The 17,526-nt window shown below is 57.8% G+C and carries 14 protein-coding genes and 1 pseudogene; 10 read left to right on the top strand and 5 right to left on the bottom strand.

What is annotated here, in order from left to right; all coding sequences use genetic code 11:
* The first annotated feature begins 104 nt into the window (after positions 1–104).
* The 4 genes and pseudogenes from AC1Q67_RS22715 to AC1Q67_RS22700 form a co-directional block, all read left to right on the top strand.
* Positions 105–818 (top strand): TetR/AcrR family transcriptional regulator, encoded by a 714-nt coding sequence (locus AC1Q67_RS22715; RefSeq protein ID WP_492237203.1) that lies wholly within the window; start codon positions 105–107, stop codon positions 816–818.
* Between the two features lie 161 nt (positions 819–979).
* Positions 980–2,212: an MFS transporter gene (locus AC1Q67_RS22710; protein WP_492237204.1), complete on the top strand. Its 1,233-nt coding sequence runs from the start codon at positions 980–982 to the stop codon at positions 2,210–2,212.
* A gap of 44 nt (positions 2,213–2,256) precedes the next feature.
* A complete protein-coding gene (locus AC1Q67_RS22705; RefSeq protein WP_492237205.1) occupies positions 2,257–3,186 on the top strand; it encodes an MBL fold metallo-hydrolase in 930 nt (309 codons plus the stop codon).
* Positions 3,187–3,293: 107 nt separating this feature from the next.
* Positions 3,294–3,437, top strand: a pseudogene (locus AC1Q67_RS22700) (MetQ/NlpA family ABC transporter substrate-binding protein); the annotation flags it as partial.
* A gap of 131 nt (positions 3,438–3,568) precedes the next feature.
* Here the strand turns inward: AC1Q67_RS22700 and AC1Q67_RS22695 are convergent.
* On the bottom strand, positions 3,569–5,893 hold the full coding sequence (locus tag AC1Q67_RS22695; RefSeq protein WP_492237206.1) for a xanthine dehydrogenase family protein molybdopterin-binding subunit: 2,325 nt from the start codon (positions 5,891–5,893) through the stop codon (positions 3,569–3,571).
* Positions 5,894–5,975: 82 nt separating this feature from the next.
* On the opposite strand from AC1Q67_RS22695, the gene AC1Q67_RS22690 reads away from it, so the two are divergent.
* Positions 5,976–6,299 (top strand): 2Fe-2S iron-sulfur cluster-binding protein, encoded by a 324-nt coding sequence (locus AC1Q67_RS22690; protein WP_492237207.1) that lies wholly within the window; start codon positions 5,976–5,978, stop codon positions 6,297–6,299.
* Positions 6,296–7,543 (top strand): NAD(P)/FAD-dependent oxidoreductase, encoded by a 1,248-nt coding sequence (locus AC1Q67_RS22685; protein ID WP_492237208.1) that lies wholly within the window; start codon positions 6,296–6,298, stop codon positions 7,541–7,543. The genes AC1Q67_RS22690 and AC1Q67_RS22685 overlap by 4 nt, the downstream gene beginning before the upstream one ends.
* 62 nt (positions 7,544–7,605) lie before the next feature.
* On the opposite strand, the gene AC1Q67_RS22680 is transcribed toward AC1Q67_RS22685, so the two are convergent.
* The gene (locus tag AC1Q67_RS22680; protein WP_492237209.1) at positions 7,606–8,757 is read right to left on the bottom strand and encodes an ABC transporter substrate-binding protein; all 1,152 of its coding nucleotides are present in this window, start codon (positions 8,755–8,757) and stop codon (positions 7,606–7,608) included.
* Between the two features lie 275 nt (positions 8,758–9,032).
* Here AC1Q67_RS22680 and AC1Q67_RS22675 point away from each other — a divergent pair, with 275 nt between their 5' ends.
* From AC1Q67_RS22675 to AC1Q67_RS22665, 3 genes are read left to right on the top strand one after another with little or no spacing between them, the layout of a single operon-like run.
* On the top strand, positions 9,033–10,097 hold the full coding sequence (locus tag AC1Q67_RS22675) for an oxamate carbamoyltransferase subunit AllG family protein (RefSeq protein ID WP_492237210.1): 1,065 nt from the start codon (positions 9,033–9,035) through the stop codon (positions 10,095–10,097).
* Positions 10,098–10,099: 2 nt separating this feature from the next.
* Entirely contained in the window at positions 10,100–10,855 is a 756-nt protein-coding gene (locus AC1Q67_RS22670) for an SDR family NAD(P)-dependent oxidoreductase (protein ID WP_492237211.1), read from the top strand.
* Positions 10,856–10,894: 39 nt separating this feature from the next.
* On the top strand, positions 10,895–11,926 hold the full coding sequence (locus AC1Q67_RS22665) for an aromatic ring-hydroxylating dioxygenase subunit alpha (protein WP_006019401.1): 1,032 nt from the start codon (positions 10,895–10,897) through the stop codon (positions 11,924–11,926).
* 125 nt (positions 11,927–12,051) lie between these two features.
* Here the strand turns inward: AC1Q67_RS22665 and AC1Q67_RS22660 are convergent, their stop codons facing one another.
* Both AC1Q67_RS22660 and AC1Q67_RS22655 read right to left on the bottom strand, forming a co-directional pair.
* Entirely contained in the window at positions 12,052–12,792 is a 741-nt protein-coding gene (locus tag AC1Q67_RS22660) for a GntR family transcriptional regulator (protein ID WP_024575816.1), read from the bottom strand.
* Positions 12,793–12,989: 197 nt separating this feature from the next.
* Complete coding sequence (locus tag AC1Q67_RS22655; protein WP_492237213.1) at positions 12,990–14,333, bottom strand: MFS transporter; 1,344 nt, start codon at positions 14,331–14,333, stop codon at positions 12,990–12,992.
* A 375-nt stretch (positions 14,334–14,708) separates the two neighbouring features.
* On the opposite strand from AC1Q67_RS22655, the gene AC1Q67_RS22650 reads away from it, so the two are divergent.
* Entirely contained in the window at positions 14,709–16,727 is a 2,019-nt protein-coding gene (locus AC1Q67_RS22650) for a molybdopterin-containing oxidoreductase family protein (RefSeq protein WP_492237214.1), read from the top strand.
* On the opposite strand, the gene AC1Q67_RS22645 is transcribed toward AC1Q67_RS22650, so the two are convergent.
* On the bottom strand, positions 16,690–17,400 hold the full coding sequence (locus AC1Q67_RS22645; protein ID WP_051373157.1) for a GntR family transcriptional regulator: 711 nt from the start codon (positions 17,398–17,400) through the stop codon (positions 16,690–16,692). The two genes, AC1Q67_RS22650 and AC1Q67_RS22645, sit on opposite strands and share 38 nt — an antisense overlap.
* Positions 17,401–17,526 lie beyond the last annotated feature (126 nt).

The following is a 17,526-nucleotide window of genomic DNA, read 5'->3' as shown; positions in this document are numbered from 1 at the left end:
GCGAATTCCAGCAGGAGACCGGTCATCTCAGGGGGACCGAGTTGCCAGTTTGCCAAGGCTCGGTTACCTCTCGCTTGGGCCAGTCGGCCTGTTGGAGCGGGGCTATGAGCCGGACACCGATGAAACGTACCCGGACCGGAGCGCGGGTGCCAGCGGACGAGGCTGCTCTCAGTTACGTCGATCAAGCGGTTGATGAGGGCGCGATTGTCGAGCGGCCGGATACTGCGGCCGGGCGGATGCGAATTCGCATCCTTCTCACAGCTATCGGGTTGGTCGCGGAACGAGGTTATGAAACCTGCAGCATGCGCACCATTGCAAGTGCTGTCGGGCTGCGAGCGCCTACGCTTTACAACTACTATCCATCAAAGGAAGCGTTGCTGGTTGAAGCAATCGATTTTGGAATCGATAATTTCTTTTCGTACGTCTTGAAAGATATTGATCAAAAGGATCGAAGCGGGCGTTTGTTCGAGATCGCGCGGCGCCATATCGATTACAAGCTTCGCCATCAGGTAATTGCCCGCGCCAATGATCGTCTGATTGACCCACAGTTTGCAAAATTGTTTCTATCGGAGAAAGACCGCAAGCACTTCGCCAAGCGGCTGGACAACTATCGTTACAAGATTCACGATCTCGTAAAAGACTTCGTCGGCGATAAATCTCCTGTAGACCCCATGTTCGTTACGCTGTCCATCATGAATCAATGGGACCGAGCCGCTTACTGGTACAATCCCGGTGGCAAGCATACACATGCCGAGACGTTGGACCAGTTGCTGATGCTTACCGCGAGACTACTGGCCACCGGCAAGTTCAAAGGCTGATTGCCCATTCCGGGGATGCATACCCCCTGCCTTGCGCAGATCCATGTCATTCTCGTAGCATACATTACTAAGGGCCGACGGGATTGTGCGTTTACGAGCCCACTCCAAGACCTGCATCCGGTCTGGCATCGCTCGGCCGCACGCACTGACAGAATAGAGAAATGCCTCTGCTGCAAATCCTGCGCCCCGCGCTTCCCATTCTGATCGGTGTCTCGATCATGCTCACGCTCAGCATGGGACTGCGGCAGAGCCTCGGCATCTTCTTGCAGCCCTTGACGCAGGATATCCGAATCTCGGTTTCCGACTTTACGCTGGCGCTTGCGATCCAGAATCTCACATGGGGATTGCTGCAGCCGCTCGCAGGCGCGTTGGCGGTGCGCTACGGCTTTCGCCTGATCATGGTGGTTGGTTCGCTGCTCTATGTCGCTGGGCTTGTCCTGATGGCGTGCGCTTACGGGGTGGTGAGCATCGCGGTCGGGGGCGGACTGTTGATTGGAGCATCGCTCGCCTTTACGGCCACCGCGATGTCGATGTCGGTAACCGCGCGTGCGGTCTCGGAGACGGTGCGCTCGACCGTGCTCGGGATGGTTTCCGCAGTCGGATCGCTCGGTGCGATGCTGGCAGCGCCCATCGGACAGATGCTCAATGAAGGCTTCGGCTGGCGCATGGGTCTTGTCGGCTTTGCGGTGATGGCCCTGTTGATGATTCCCGCGGCTTGGTATGCCGGCCGTGTCGATCAGATTTCGCTGCCAAAGCCTGCCCCTGATGATATCGGCAATGCCACTGCTGGGACCGCTGCCAGGATGGCGTTCAGTAACATATCCTTTGTGGTGATGACCGGCGCCTACATGGTTTGCGGCATGCAGCTCGTTTTTCTCACCACGCATTTGCCGTCTTATCTGGCGATCTGCGGGCTCGATCCGATGCTGAGCGCGCAGACACTCGGCATGATCGGTGGTTTCAACGTGCTGGGTTCGCTTTTCTTCGGCTGGGCCGGCCAGCGCTGGAATAAGCTCGCGCTGCTCGGCGCAATCTACATTCTGCGATCTCTGGCACTTGCCTGGTTTTTCATGCTGCCTGCAACGCCTGCATCCACCCTGCTGTTCGGTGCGATCATGGGATTTCTCTGGATGGGTGTGAGCCCGCTCACGGCAGGCGCGATTGCCGAGATGTTCGGGCTGCGCTGGCAGCCGATGATTCAGGGGCTCGCGTTCATGAGCCACCAGATCGGCAGCTTTCTTGGTGCATATGGTGGAGGTCTGCTCTACGACGCACTGGGCTCGTACACCATGGCTTGGCGTATTGGCGTCACGCTCGGACTGGCCGGCGGGATCGTCCAGGTTGCATTTGCCCTGATCAAACCGTCGCGGCCGCCAGCGTTAAAGACCGCATAGCGAATTAAGCGGCGGCAAACGATAACAGAACAAGGATAATCGACATGAGTTCCGTTGCGAGCAGATCTGGATCTCGTGAACAAGCCCAGCGCGCCGACTTCGGCCGGGTATCGGTTTTCTTCGGAGAGAAGAACGGAAAGTATCCTGATGCCAACCAGGTATTGGTTCGAGGCTCGGACACGCGCGCAGCTTTGGATGCGCCGATCGTGTCGAACTACATCGGAGCCGAGTTTGATGCGACTGAGCTGGTGATCATGGGCCATATCCACGAAGATCACATGGCGGGATTGCATCGTTTGCCCGATGTTCCTGTTCATGTGCACGAAGCGGATTTGGAGGCCGCCCGCAGCTGGGAGGGATTGCTGGCTGCCTTTGGCATCACAGATCAGACCCGCGTCTCAGAAATGCTGGCCCGATTCACGCGTGATTTCTTTTACACTCCACAGCCCGGCGCACGGGGATATGTGGACGGAGCATCTTGGGATCTCGGCCAGGTGCAGATTCGTGCTTTTCACATGCCCGGCCACACGGCGGGCCATTGCGTTCTGCTCGTGGAGCCTGAGGGTGTAGCCTTCATTGGCGATATCGATCTGACCGGGTTCGGACCTTATTACGGTGACGCATCCTCAAGCCTGTCCGATTTTCGCCGTAGCCTGGCGCGGCTGCCGGACATTCCGGCGAAGGTGTGGATTACTGCGCACCACCGCGGTGTCTATACCGATCGTGCGCGCTTCATGCAGGATCTCGCTGCCTACGCTGCAAAACTCGACGAGCGTGAGCAGCGCCTTCTGAAGATGCTCAACGAATCTCCGAAGACGCTGGTGCAGTTGGTCGAGCAGCGGCTGCTATATCCGCCGGGATTTGACGGACCATGGGTGATCGACGCCGAGACCCGCACGATTTCGCAGCATCTGGCCGAACTCGTTGCGGACGGCAGAGTGCAACTGCGTGAAGGTGTATATCGGTCTCGATGATTGAAGTCGCTTGTTAATTCCGTGCGGTTTCGTCGAACTTGACGCCGCCTCCTGGCAATCGGCACACTCGCGGCCAGCATGCCAAGTCTCACTTCGGCGCAAACGCCGGCCCCTATGCTAACCTGATCGCGGTGCGCGCAGCGGACGTGGATAGGCCGTGGGCCAAGGTACCGGTCGAAAGTTATCAGACGCCCGAGGTCCGCGACTTCATCCTTACAAAGTTCAAGGGAGCGGTGCTGTCGGCCTGGTGAATTCCGTCCTGGAAAACATGCAATAGGACGGCCAGTATTCCGTCGGCGCTTCGATTTTTCCTCCGTTAGCAGGTCGCGAGAATCGCTCCGTTGGCGCGGACAGGTCTCACCACTCCGCGGCCGTTGAGGACTTACAAGACGCCCTTTGCGCGATGAATTGCCTCCATCACGCGGCGTGGCGTCATCGGCGAATGCAGTAATTCGACTCCCAGCGATTTGAGTGCGTCATTGACGGCATTGCCAATCGCGGCGGGAGGAGCAATCGCACCGCCTTCGCCAAGACCCTTGACACCGAATTCCGTATAAGGTGATAGCGTTTCCATATGCTCCAGCTGCGGAGATGGAACCTCGGTTGGTCCTGGTAGCAGATAGTCCGCGAAAGTCGATGCCAGCGGTTGACCGGATGGATTGAACGGCATCTCTTCATAGAGCGCTGTGCCTATGCCCTGTGCGAGTCCGCCATAGATCTGGCCATCGACGACCATCGGATTGATCAACTTGCCGCCATCCTCGACGATGACGTAATCGAGAATCTCGATATCACCCATTTCAGGATCAACCGCGACGACGGCTATATGCGCGGCGTAGCTGAAGGTTCCGGAATCGCGTACCGGCTTGTAGCCAATCGTGGTTTCAAGGCCGCGCGGATCGACCGAGGCAGGCAGATCCTGAGGGCGCCGATACCAGGTGTGAGCGATTTCCTTCACAGTCACGCTTCCCGATGGCCCGATCACACAGCCTTCCTCAAGGCGTACGTTAGCAACATCGGTTTGCAGCAGATGCGCCCCGATGCCTTTGATGAGGCCGGCGATTTCCTGCGAGGCGCGTGACACCGCGCCCCCTGCCATCACCGCTGATCGCGAACCCCACGTCCCGGTCGAGTATGGCGTGTATTCGGTATCGCCGTGGACGAGCTTGATCTTCGCAGTCTCGATGCCCAGAATCTCGTGGGCGATCTGCGGCAATGTTGTTTCCATACTCTGCCCGTGCGAATGGACACCGATACGCAGCTCGAGACCTCCATCCGGCGTGACGCGCGCAGTGGCCTGTTCGTGTCCCGGGATCATCGGGATTCCCCAGCCGGAATAGACCGATGTGCCGTGCGCGCCCTGCTCGCAATAGATCGAAAGACCGATGCCGATTAGTCTGTGGGTGTTTTCCTGCTGTTTGCGGATGGCGTCGAGATTGATCCTTGCCATGGCGCGTTTCAAAGCTTCAGGATAATCGCCGCTGTCAAAATGCTTATTGGTAATGTTGTCGAACGGCATCTGCTCAGGCTTCACCAGATTTTTCAGCCGCACCTCCAGAGGATCGAGTCCTGCCTCGCGCGCGACGGCATCCACCATAAGTTCCATGGCATAGCAGACGCCTGTGCGGGCGACGCCGCGATAAGGGAGAATTGGACACTTGTTGGTTGCGACCGACCAAGTCCGGCAGCGATATGACGGAAAGTCGTAAGGCCCCGGCAGGATGCTCGCAATCTGCGCAGCTTCGAGACACGCCGAGAAGGGATAGGACGAGTAAGCACCGGAATCGACGGTTGCTTCGCACTCGATGCCGCGCAGGGTACCGTCGCGGTCCGCGTATGCGGTGATCAGATAATGATGCTCCCGGCAGTTTGCGCTTGCGATGAGATGTTCGCGGCGATCTTCGATCCAGCGAACCGGGTGTCCGCAATGCATCGCAAGCCAGGCGAGGCAAACATCCTCCGGCGGCATGAGAGCTTTATAGCCGAAGCCGCCTCCAACGTCCGGCGAGATGACCCGCACCTGGCTCTGATCCAGCCCCAGACATTCAGAAATACCGGTTCTTATGATGTGCGGTTGCTGCGTGCCGGTGTATAGCACCAGCTGATCGAGCCGCTTGTCCCAGTAAGCAACGGTGGCGCGGCCCTCCAGCGGCGCCATGCATTGCCGCGCTGTTCTGATTTCGCGTGTTACCTTGATTGGAGCGTCGTAGGCGGCCTCCATATTCACGTCGATGTACGTTTCCAGAAAGACGTTGTCGCCCCAATGCTCGTGAATGAGCGGCGCATCCGGTCGCCGCGCGGATAACATTTCGCTGACGACTGGCAGTTCATCGAGATCGAGTTCCACGGCCGCGGCAATGTCCTCCGCCTCGGCGCGTGTACCGCCCACGCACATCGCCACAAGCTCGCCGACCTGCCGGACTTTTTCGTGCGCCAGCAGGGGTTGTTCCGAATGCTTGAAGCCGGGGAGGCCCGACGCCGCAATGATCGGCTTGACGCTGGCGAGATTGGCGGCGGTGAAAACGCGATCTTGGAGTTCCGGCGGGATTCGCACGCCGAGGATTTTTGCATGGGCAAGCGGCGAGCGGACGAAGGCGACATCCCTAAGCCCGGGCAACTTGAGGTCGCCAACATACTGGCCGCGACCGCGTAAAAAACGGTCGTCCTCTCTTCGCAACAGCGACGCGCCGACGCCCTGAGAATCCATCGCCCCTCCGATCTCGCCGCTTGCAACAGGCTCGGTTGCTTTATATCATTCTATTTATAGAACAACAATGAGATAGAGAGACATGGTCCAGATTGTTATTGTTCAGCCCTCCGGAGCTTCGTTTGAACTTGAAGTGCCGGAGGGTTGGAGTCTGATGCAGGCCGCAGTGAAGAACGGCATCGACGGGATCGTAGCGGAGTGTGGCGGTTCCTGTGTTTGCGCCACCTGCCATGTCTACGTCCAGCCGGAGCGCCTCGCGGAACTGCCGCCGCCCGGCGACGATGAACTCGAGCTCCTGGATGAAGTGAAAGCTGAGCGGCGTCCCAGCAGCCGCTTGTCGTGCCAGATCAAGTCTGCTGCCGAGCTTGATGGACTCATCGTCACCATTCCCGAGCGTCAGACATGACCGGTGCGGATTCCCACATCGTTATCATTGGTGCGGGGCAGGCCGGCCTGCAGGCCGCCGAGACACTGCGCAGCGAAGCGTTTGAAGGCCGGATAACGTTGCTTGGCGCTGAACCGTACGCTCCTTATCAACGGCCTCCGCTTTCGAAGTCGTGGCTGACGGACAATCTGGATGCTGATCAGCTCGCGTTGCGCGATTATTCTGTGCTGGAGAGGAAACAGATTGATCTTTGGACCAGAGCATCAGTGTCAGCGATCGATGTGAGGTCGCAATCCGTCCTGCTGCATGATGGGCGCGCGTTGACCTATACCGGCCTCGTTCTCGCCACAGGGGCAACTCCGCGCCAGCTTCCCCAAGCGCGAGACGCCGGCGATCTGGTCTGCACTCTGCGGTCTCGCGCCGATTCAGACGCGATTGCGCAGGGACTTCGGAGTTGCGTGCGGAGGGAATTACCTCTGGTTGTGGTCGGGGGAGGGTTCATTGGATTGGAGGTCGCAGCAAGTGCGCGCAAACTCGGTATCGCGGTCACGATTCTCGAAGCGGCGCCGCGGCTGCTGGAAAGGGTTTTGTCCCAAGATTTGTCCGACTGGTACGCGAGGCTGCATGCTGACCGCGGCACAACATTGATCTTTGGTGCGCGGATCGCTGAAATTCGAAAAACGTCGAACCATGTTGCCGAGGTGGAGTTCGTTGACGGACATTGCATTGTCGCTGGGCTGGTGGTTGTGGGAATTGGCGTGACGGCCAATGATCAACTGGCGCGGGATGCCGGGATCGCATGCGAAGCAGGAATCATTGTGGACGCATGCGGTCGCACCTCAGTTCCGAATATCGTCGCCGCAGGAGATTGCACGGTTCGCCGACTGTCTGATGGTACCATGCTTCGGCTGGAGTCGGTTCAGAACGCGGTCGAGCAGGGCCGGTCGGCAGCACATGCACTTCTCGGCGTCGACAAGCCCAGTCTGGGAGCGCCGTGGTTCTGGTCGGACCAGTATGATATGAAACTACAAATTGCCGGCTTGTCGCGCGGAGCAGACACGCATGTTCTGCGCGGAGACATGGAGAGCCATTCGTTTTCGATCTATCATTTTCGTGAAACACGTCTTGTGGCAGTCGATTCGATCAACGCTGCAAGGGATCACATGATCGCGCGGGACCTGATCGGGCGGCAGATTTCCCCAACCGCGCAGCAGGCTTGTGACACAGCATTCAATCTTGCGAAACTTCGGACCGCTCAAGCCTAGTTTCTGCTGCAAGCAAAATGGAAAGCGGCGGCGGTTTCCAACCCGCCGCCGATCCTTGGCAGTTATTTGCTGACAAGAACGACCTTTCCATCGTCGATCTTCACGAGGTGGGTCGTCGCCGGGCTCTGCCCACTTTCTGAACCTGCCGGGCCAACCTTCTCAAAGACGATGCGGCCGGTCAGGCCGGGGTAATCGACCTGCCAAAGAGCCGCACGGATCTTCTCTGGTTCGGCGACACCGGCTTTCTTAATGGCTGCGGCAAGCACCTGGATGCCGTCATAGCCGCGCGCGCCCTCCGGCAGTCCGGCAAACGGAAGGCCGGTCTTTTCCCACGCCGCGATGAAGGACCTGGCGGCTGCCGGGTCGGCCGATGTTTCCGGAAACCACGGTGCAAACATCGCGTCATGCAGCGAATTGTTCGCCGCCGAGCCGGCTTGAGCAATCAACTGGTCCGGTACGGTTCCACCGGTCGTGATGATCTGCCGCTTGATACCGAGGGCTTGCGCCTGCTTCATCACCAGCGTCATCTGTTCCGGGCCGGACGTCGTGAAGAGCGTATCGCTGTCCGTGCTCTTGATGGTCGAAAGCTGCGAAGACATATCTTGCGCCGCGGCGTCCATATGAAGTGTCTTGTTGACCGTGATGCCCTTTTCCTTGAGCATCTTTCCGAATTCCGCGGCTGCACCGAGTCCCCAGTCATTGTTGACGACAAGGAAATCGACCTTCTTGATCTTCAGCGGTTCGACGAAGCGGGTGAAGCTCTTTGCTTCCATGCTGTTGGTCGGGCTGATCCGGAACACATAGGGGTTGCCCATGGTCGTGATCTTGTCGGCGCTGGAGGTCTCGACCAGCATAGGAACCTTGTATTCCATCAGCTTCGGCATGACCGCGAGTGTATAGGTCGAGCTCCACGCGCCCATCATCGCAGGCACCTTGTCTCGCGTGATCAGCTTCTCCGCGACGTTCGCGGCTTCGGTGGGATTGCTCTTATTGTCTTCGATGATCAGCTGGATTTTTTTTCCAAGCACGCCCCCTTTTGCATTTATGTCGTCCGCTGCGATCCTCGCGCCATTGGTGACGAAATTCCCTGACGCGGCGACCACGCCTGTCAGGGGCTGATTGACGCCGAGCTTGATGGTTTCCTGAGCTATCGCGCCTGTCCCGACGCTGGTTGACAGGATCGCTAGCAATATTCTGGACCAAGACGTCTTCATCGAATGTTCCTCCCTCCGGTTTTCACCCGCCCGCCTGCTAGCGGTGCCAAGTCACACTATCACCCTATTAATAGGATGACCAAGTCACAAATCTGATCGATGCGTGCTATTTATTGAAGCAATCTGCACGAAAATCTTGCTTTGTACGCTTGCTATGTATCTCTATCATACTATAAATGGAATGATTGGATTGACAGGAAGACACTTTTGAAGTGCCGAATGCTGCAAATCAGCGTCGTGACAGCCGCGCGTCCTGCGCGCCAGGTGAGTGCGGAATGGATTTGAAGGTTGCGCATCTTCGTCGTCTCGTTCGGTTGAGTGAAGCCAGGGTGAATCTGCCTGAGCGCATCTTGCTCCATGCCGGACCGCCTTACAAAGGTACTCCCCCCGGAGCCGTCATGGCTGCGGCGGAGCAAGCCGCCGTGATCGGCGGCTTTGCCAAAGATGCCCCGACTGCGCGCGCGATGCTTGAATCGGGTTCGCTTCCGCTCAAGCCAGCGCAGGACCACGGCGTTGCTGTTCCGCTTGCGATGGTTGTTGCTCCGTCGATGTGGTGCTTCGAGGTCGGGGACAGCGATAGCGTCTTCCATTCACCTGTCTCTGAGGGGCCACCGCCAGCGCTGCGTTTTGGTTCAGCAGACCCGCTCTGCGGTGTGCGTGCGCGTGATTGGATCGCGGAAGCGGCTCGCACGATCAATCCGCAGCTTTCCATTCTCCCGGACGTTGAATCGATGATGCGACAGGCGCTGCGCGAGGGCGATGACTGCCATGCCATCACCCGTGCAGGAAATGAACGTTTCCTCGAACTCTTGAGTAAGATGCCGGCGGGGTTGGTGGCCGACATCAGGGCAAATCCGGGATTCGTCTTGGGTATCTGGATGGCATGGGCCGCCTGGAAATTGCATACCTCGGCAAGCGAAGTCGTGGCCATCGGCGGCAACGGTGTTGAATTCGGTTTACGCCGGCGCGGCGAAACACATTGGGCCACTGTACCATCTACGCCACCAACGGGAATTCGTTTCGATCCGCAGCACGGCGCGCCCCCGCTCGGTGCCATCGGCGACAGCGCGCTCGTCGATGTTTGCGGATTCGGCGGGCAGGCACTGAACCATGCGTCGGCGCTTACGTCGGAGTGGGCGCATCTGCTTCCGCTGGATGCGCAGTCGCGCGGGTGCGCAATCATTCATCGCGACCGGGGCGTCATCGATACAGATGCCGTTCGCGCGACAGGTGTTACGCCAATCATCAACCTTGCGATTCTTGACGAAAGGGGCGCTGCCGCCCCGATCGGAAGGGGGTTTTACATCGTGCCGCGCTCACTCTTTGGAATTGGAGGCTAGGAATGGACCTGACGGGAAAGGTGGCTGTCGTCACTGGCGGTGCGATGGGTATCGGTTATGCGATATGTGAGGCGCTCGCGAAGCAAGGTGCGTCGATCATGATTGCGGATCTTAAGGGAGCAGCGGCTGCCGCCGAGAAGCTGCGCCAGAGTGGATATGAAGCCCATCATGTCGATGCGGACGTTTCCAGCGAGAAGGACACCGGACTCATGGCCGCGGCGGCCATCGACAGGTTCGGCCACATCGATGTCCTTGTGAACAACGCGGCGATCTATTCGACATTATCTCTTAAGCCATTCGAACAACTCACTGTCGATGACTGGCAAAAGATGCTGAACGTCAATGTTATCGGGCAGTTTCTGTGCTGCAGAGCCGTACTGCCGGCATTCAAGAAGCAGGGCTCCGGGCGCATTATCAACATCTCGTCCGGTGTCGCCTTCAAGGGAAATCCGGGCATGCTGCACTACGTCGCTTCAAAAGGCGCGATCGTGTCCATGACGCGGACGCTCGCGACAGAACTTGGCGAACATGGCGTTCTCGTCAACAGCGTCGCTCCAGGATTCACGTTGAGCGATGGGGTTCAAAACAACCACGAGTTGGCGAACACGGTATCGGGATTTTCCGTGCGTAACAGGGCGCTAAAGCGGGACATGCTGGCTGGCGACGTCGTCGGCGCTGTCGCTTTCTTTGCGGGCCCGCACGCGGCCTTCATCACCGGCCAGACGTTGGTCGTCGATGGCGGTGCTTACTACCACTGACGGCTGCGGAATTCTTGACTGTCGAAGGGAAGCAACAAAATGAAATACGTTACCAATGCATGGTACCCGGTGGTGTGGGCCGATCGTGTTGGCCGGGAGTTGACTCGGCACGTGGTGCTCGAAGAACCCATCGTCATCTATCGTCTGGAGGACGGAAGCATCGCAGCTCTTCAGGATGCGTGTCCGCATCGTCTTGCCCCTTTGTCGCTGGGCAAATTGAAGGGTGACAACATCGAATGCGGCTATCACGGCATGACATTCGACTGCAGCGGAAAATGCGTCCTCATTCCGGGGCAGGATGTGATTCCGGGCAACGCGCTGGTCCGCTCATACCCGCTTCAGATCAAGTACGGGCTGGTGTGGCTTTGGATGGGCGATCCGAAGAAAGCCGATCTCAGCAAGATGTTTCATCTGCCGCAGTATGAGGCCGAAGGCTGGCACGCCGTGCAGGGCGACACGCTGCGGATCGAGTGCAACTATCTCAGCCTTTGCGACAACCTGCTTGATCCGGCGCACGTCACGTTCGTTCACACAACAACTCTTGGCACTCCGGCCGGTGCCACCGTTCCGGTGAACAACGAATACCGCAACAACGAAATCACCGTGTGGCGATGGATCCGCAACGGGCCGGCGATACCGCTTTTCTCGAAGTACGGCAAGCTCACCGGGTCAGTCGATCGCTGGCACTACTACAATTACTCGACGCCGTGCTACTTCGCGATCGACATGGGATCGTGCCCTGCCGGTTCGATTCCCGATACGGAGGACAGAGATAAGGGCGTTCGGATGTTCGCCTGCCACGTTCTGACGCCGGTCGATGAACGAACGGTGCTTCAGCACTGGTTCCATGTCCGGAATTTCCGCACCAACGAGCACAACATGGACGCCTCGCTGACCGCCGATCTCGATATGGCGTTCAAGGAAGACAAGGTCATCCTGGAGCGAATCCAGCTCGAGGAAGAGCGCGACCCGAACTACAAGCGCATCATTCTGGGAATCGACGCGGCGCCGATGAAGATGCGCCGGATGGTCGATAAACTTATTATCGCGGAACTGGAGTCTGCCGGGTGAGCTGACGATCCATACACAATCGCGCGCGCCAAAGATGATCTCTGGCGCGCGGACACTTCCTCTGTACTGCCTGGGGTTTCGGCCCCAGGATTTTTTCGGGGCGGGGGCTTCGCCGGAGCGTTTGGTTAGCTGCGATTCATCAGATCGCGCCGAAGCGCGAAACAATTCCGGTGGTAATGAAAATCCGCGACATAGATCGCAACATTCCGGTCGTCCAGAAGAACGATCCTGCAGTCGGCGGTGGGCTCGCCAAGTCCGATCTTGAGCAGGTCGGCGACCTCGGGATTCGCTATGCCGATCGTCACCGTCTGATAGGCGTGACTGATCGAGATATCCTTCATCTCCATGATGCGCGGCAGGGCCGGTAACCGCGTGAACTGTTTCCGTTCGCGTGCGAATATCTCCTGCGACAGGTGCAGGTTGACGACCGAGAACGGTTCATCCCCGTTGTACTGCACGCTTCTCAGCAGCGCATATCTATGCGCGGGGACACCTTCGCTCTCGCCGAGGGGAGGGCTGGCAACTTTTTCCTCGATATGGACGATCTCGACGCGATTGTCCTTGATCGAGCTGATAAGGCCGTCGAGGTCATTGGCGATGTTCAGCCAGTGCCGTTCCTTCGGCACGTAGGATACAAAGGTGCCGAGACCTTGCCGGGAATCGAGCATTTTTTCTTCGCGAAGAATCTCGATGGCCTTGCTGATGGTGATCTTGGCGACGCCGAATTCGGCTTCAAGTTCTTCGATCGTCGATATCTTGTCCCCATTCTGCCAGCGGCCCGCTTCAATGCGCTGCCGCATTACCGATGCCAACTGCAAGTACAGAGGCATACGGCTGCGGTCGAAAATGACAGAGAGCTTATTCATCTCTCTATTATAGAGTAGTCCTATATATAAGGCGAGGCGAGTTTCGAGATCTTCTAAGCGCCAACGGATCATGCGAATCTTGACGTGGCGGCCGCGAGCCAACGCTTTGATCCGGACGCAAAAAAGCCCGCCGTTGGCGGGCCTTGAGTGGCAGGTATGACGGAGGCCGCGCGTGTCCTGCGCTGCCTCCGGTTGCACTAGTTGGTCGCGACAGCTTTCGCCGAAATGACCGGAGCCACGTTGGCCTGGCCGGGCTTGGCAGCAAACCCGGCATATGAGAGCAACAAGACGCCGAGAAATGAGACGCCGGCAAGGACGCTGTAGAAGATCGCAAGCGGCCACCATTGTCCGGGATAATTGCTGGTCAGGACGACGCCGATCATCGGCGTGAAGCCACCAAAGATCGCTCCGCCCAGCTGGTAGGCTGCCGAGATTGAGGTGTATCGCACCTCCACCGGAAAGACCTTGCTCGCGTATCCTGCAATCACCGCGTAGAAGCCTGATGCGCAAAGCGTGGCGAGCGAAACGCCGGCGACAATGCCGATCTGGGTTTTCAGTTCGACCAGCAGGAACATCGGGTAGGGTGCGAGCATTGCGAGCGCTGAGGCGATCAGCAGGAATTTGCTGTCACCGATTTTCTCCGCGATCTTTGCTGCGACCAGCTGCCCGATAAACTGAACAACCGCGACCATCGCAAGACACTCCAGGATCAGCGAGCGGTCGAGGCCCAGAGTCCTTGTGGTATAAGCGATAAGGAAGGTGTTGGTGAAATAGAATCCGGCCGTGCCAATTGTGAATGCCAGCAGCGTGAAGATGATAGGTTTAGTCGCGCTGCGAAAAGCCTCGATGATTGGAAAGCGCGACAGCGTCTTGCGTTCGGTGGCTTCGGCGAATTCGGGGGACTCATTGACACCCAGCCGGATCATCATGCCGATGATCAGCAGAACAAAGCTGAGCAGGAACGGGATTCGCCATCCCCATACGGCGAAGTTTTCCCCGGACATGCGGGTGACGATCGCAAATATCCCCATCGACAGGAGCACGGCGGCAGGGCTGCCGAGCTGGGCGAAGGAGGCATACCATGTGCGCTGCTCCTTTGGCGCATGTTCACCGGCCATGAGAACTGCACCGCCCCATTCTCCGCCGACGGAGACGCCTTGCAGAAGGCGGCAGACGATCAGCAGGATCGGCGCCCAGATTCCGATCTGCGAGTAGGTCGGGAGAAGGCCGATGGCTGTGGTGGCCGTTCCCATCAGAAGAAGTGTCGCGATCAGCGAGCGCTTTCGCCCGAAGCGGTCGCCGAGATGGCCGAATAGAAATCCGCCGAATGGTCTTGCGAAGAAGCCGACAGCGAATGTTGCGAACGATGCCAACAGTCCGACACTCGGATCACTGTTCGGGAAAAAGAGCTGCGGAAAGATCAGGGCGGAGGCCGTGCTGTAGACAAAGAAGTCGTACCACTCGATGGTGGTGCCGGCGAACGCCGCGGTTGCCGCCCGCACGGGCTGGCGTTTGACGCTCGCTGATGATGTTGCACTCATTTCGTTCTCCTTGAGGGAATGACAACTTTCAGGTTCGCAAGACCTGTGCCAGTCCCCGCGCGACCCTCCCCAGCAGGTCTGACGGGAATTTTATTCAATTATTTCAAGTGCAAGTTTACAGATGGCGACCGTTGATGGCTTCTTATGGGTTGCCTGTTTTGTATTACTTGCCTGTATAAAAGATTACCAGAATGATAATTTTGAATGCAAGACAAATAATTTTGGATACAATATTTTAAACCAAGTTCGCCAGCGCCACCTGCGGTCGGGTGCGTTTCCAGGCTTCAAAAGCCGGAGACGAAGCGGCCGCGCAGACGGGCATCTGCCTGCCTTGCGGTGCCTGCAAGGATGAAACGGGATTGGATAACAGGCTCAATGGTTGAGAAGATTTACACATCATGCACTCTCGACTGCCCGGATGGCTGCGGTGTCATCGCGCACGTCGAGAACGGGCGAGTGATCAAGCTCGAAGGTCACCCCGATCATGAATTCACGAACGGCTATCTCTGCGCCAAGACTTACAGGTTTCCGCGTCGTGTCTATAGCGCGGAGCGCCAGCTTCATCCGCTTCGAAGGGCTGACAACTCGATAAACTCGCCTTGGGTGCGCATCGGCTGGGACGAGGCGCTGGATCTGGTCGCGCAAAAAATAAGAACATTGAAAGAGACCTCGGGTCCACTTTCCATGATGCATTATCAGCGGACCGGATCTTGGGGCGTCACCAAAAAACTCGGACATCGTTTCTGGAATCTTCTGGGCGGCGTTACGACCGCGAGCGGTTCGCTTTGCAGTGGAGCAGCGCGCGCTGGACAGAAACTCGATTTCGGCGTGAGGCTAGGTCATGATCCATCTGACACGGTCAATAGCAAGCTTGTTTTGCTCTGGGGGCGGAATCCGCTGGCGACGAACCTCCATCAAGTGCCGTTGCTGAAGAGCGTGCGAGAGAGAGGTGGTAGGGTGGTTCTCGTCGATCCCGTGAAAAGCGAGTCCGCGACAATCTGCGATCAGCACATCCAGCCTCGGGTTGCCACAGACGCCGCCTTTGCGCTGGGGCTTGCCAAGATCATTTTGTCGGAAGGCCTCGAAGACCGGGACTTCATTGAAAAGCATACGCACGGGATCTCTGAATTTCGCTCTCTTCTGAAGCGGCATTCTCTGGAGGAGTTGAGTGCTCAGTGCGGTGTAGCCCTATCCGACATGCAGGTGATCGCTCGCGAGTATGCGACAACAAGACCGTCGTCCATTCTGCTTGGATGGGGGCTCAACAAATATAAAAGCAGCGCGGAAATATTCCGATGCGTTGATGCCTTGGCGGCGATCTGTGGCCAGATCGGTATTGCGGGTGGCGGTGTTACGCACGGTTTCGATACCCAACGGCTGTTCGACAAACGCATCGAAGCAGCCGACCGTGCCGAATTTCGTCGCACAATCCCAGAGCCCTTGCTTGGCCGCGGACTCATGGACGCGAGCGAACCGCCCGTCCGAATGATGTTTGTGAATGGAGGAAATCCGGTCAACCAATCGCCGAATTCAAATCTCGTCGCCGAAGCCCTCAAGCGGCTGGAGTTTGTTGTTGTGGTCGACAGTTTCCTCACCGACACGACGGACTATGCGCACGTGTTTCTTCCGACAACGACATTTCTGGAGGAAGAGGATGCGCTCGTCTCCTGGGGGCACAACATTCTTGGCGGTGTCAATCCCGCGATTGAGCCGGTCGGTGAATCCAGATCCGATCTGTGGATATTTCAGCAACTTGCAGACCGCCTTGGTGTCGGCGCTGAGATGGCCGGATCGCCGCGTGAATGGCTGAAGCGGATTCTCTCGCCGATGCAGGAGCGGGGTGTGTCGGTCGATGCGTTGCTCGAAGGGCCGATACGCTGTCCGGTGGCACCGATGGTGCCGTTCGCGGACAAAAAATTTCCGACACGCTCCGGGCGTTTCGAATTTGTCGATGACGTTGAAACGACGCCGCGCGTTGATCCTAACTATCCGCTGACGTTTGTTACCAATTTCAGCAAGAAGTGGCTGCTGTCCCAAATGCTGGAAACCGAGCATCCGAAAACAGCCTCGGTTCGTATCGGACTGGAAGTTGCGAAGGAGGCGGGGATCGAAAATGGGCAGATCGCGCTACTGCGATCGAGCGTCGGCGAGTTGCTAGTCGAAGTCCTGGTTGATCCGCGCGTGGGTGCAGGGATGGTCATCATGCCGGTGGGCACATGGATGAAGCGCGGCGGCGGCGCTAACGTGCTGACGGAAGATATTATGTCGAATTTTGGGGAAATGGCCGCATATGGTGAGACCCGCGTGCGCCTCGAAAGGATTGAGGCTGTGATCGAAGCAGGCAAGGGTGCCGATCTCAATCCTCAGCCGGTTGATTTGCAAATGACGCAATAACGAATTCGCCAGCTTCCAGAATGTGATCGACCATTGCACGTCGGGCACGCGCGGGTTCGCGATCTTCGAGCGCTTTAAGGATTTTTTCGTGCTGAGTGATGTTCGATTCGATTCGGAAGCTGTTCATGCTCAGCGCTGACGATAGCATCACGCTGCGTGCATAGCCCGAGGTGACCTCCTGGATCGTGCGAGCGAGATACCGGTTATTTGAAGATTCACAGATGGTCTTGTGAAACTTGGCATTCATGTCGATCCAGCGTTGCGATGCCTCCTGAAACCAGTCGGGACTGACCCGCGATGCGCGTGTATCGCCGCCACGGTCACTGCGCAACTCTTTCACGGCACTTACAAATTCATCGTGGGCAATTCGCAGTTCTGCGAGTTGTTGGTCAGTGATCCATCGCGCAGATAGTTGAGCGGCGAGACCTTCGAGCTCAGCTCGCACCTGGTACATCTCGCTGATTTCGCGGCTCGATGGCGCGCGTACGACAGCGCTGCGGCGTTGTGCCTGACTGACGATGCCCTTTGCCTCGAGCCGCGAAAGCGCCTCTCTGATCGGCGTGCGGCTCACATCGAATTCCTGCGCAAGCAATTCCTGCTTCAGGCGGGTGCCGGGCGGGTAATCGCCGGCAACAATCTTCGCCTGAATCTTGTTGGCGAGTTCTTCGATCAACTTCGGAGATGCTGCGACTTTCAAGGCTTCAACCGCGTTCTGTGAATCGGCCAGTTTTGCGTAGTCGCTGTATGGCGGATAGGCAAGTGATCCATGGCTCCTCGCTCGAAATAACCTCCAAAACCC

Source organism: Afipia sp. GW823-FHT06G09, assembly GCF_058794875.1.
The sequence above is the reverse complement of the archived record's forward strand: the minus strand, read 5'-3'. Positions and strand labels throughout refer to the sequence as shown.